The organism is Veillonella dispar (assembly GCF_937975875.1).
Lineage (GTDB): Bacteria > Bacillota > Negativicutes > Veillonellales > Veillonellaceae > Veillonella > Veillonella dispar_B.
This window is the reverse complement of the sequence record NZ_CALJSP010000086.1, coordinates 1-1101: the sequence shown is the minus strand read 5'-3', so window position 1 is coordinate 1101 and position 1101 is coordinate 1. Positions and strand designations below refer to the sequence as shown.

Genomic DNA, 1101 nt, shown 5'->3' with positions numbered 1-1101 from the left:
CTAGACCATGAGGCACATGGAATTGTCCTCCCAGCTGATGAGCCATAGCATGAACGATACCTACGCCAGCCTTGTTAAAGGAAAGCCCTGCAAGGCATGATGCTTCGTGCATAGACATGCGGTCATGCTCTGTAGCTGTTGGTTTATGACATTTTGGCAAATATTCAAAGACAAGCTCAATCGCCTGTTGTGCCAATGCATCGGTAAAGTTATTAGCAGCAGTCGCTACATAGGCTTCTAGCGCATGAACTAGTACATCCATACCACTAAAAGCAGTAACACTTGGTGGAGATGTTTTTACAAACAATGGCGTTAACAAAGCTTCATCAGGTAATACCGCATCATCCACAAGAGGATACTTAATCTGTGTTTCGCTATCAGTAAGAACAGCAAAGGCGGTTACTTCAGATCCTGTGCCGCTAGTCGTAGGCACGGCAATAAAGGATTTGATATCCATATGCTTTAATTTACGACCAAAATAAGCAATCCCTTTGCTCATATCAATGCAAGAGCCACCACCTATGGCAATGATAACGGTCGGTTTGATACCTTCCATAAATTCAATGCCCTTTACTACATGCGTTATGGGCGGATCAGGTACCACATCAGTGTAGATAGTTACTTTATTTTTACTGTCCATTAAGCCCATCACATAGGTAAGGCTCGGAGAATCTTTTAAAAATGGATCACATATGATAAGGATGGATTCATTATTAAATTCTGTAAGACGATTCAACGAATCTGGTCCTGCATAAATTTGGGTTGGAAAAGTCCATTTATTCATATGCTCACCACCTATCGAATATTGAACCCTGTTGTTAAGCAACATCTACGACGGCGTGCAAAGCAGCGTGCTGATGTAGTAGATTCCCCAGTAGGTGTAGCAATTGTAAAGGTTGTCGTACCTTCACCACTAAAACCAAGCCCTGCATAGGATGGACCATTCTTAACAAAAATAGATGTTTTCATTTTACGGGCCATCCGATTGAGGCGTTCCATATTTAAGGAATGCATTGTTGCCGTATGATGTAAGCCCGCTTCTAACATCAAGCATACATCGAGACCTTCATCAAAGCTATCTACCGTTACAACCGGTAGAAT

General features: G+C 42.1%; 1 protein-coding gene and 1 pseudogene. Both read right to left on the bottom strand.

Annotated elements, in window-relative coordinates; all coding sequences use genetic code 11:
* On the bottom strand, positions 1-784 hold a 784-nt coding region (locus Q7P05_RS04040; protein WP_303930632.1), incomplete at its 3' end, for an iron-containing alcohol dehydrogenase.
* An 11-nt stretch (positions 785-795) separates the two neighbouring features.
* Positions 796-1101: pseudogene (locus Q7P05_RS04035) on the bottom strand (aldehyde dehydrogenase EutE); the annotation flags it as partial.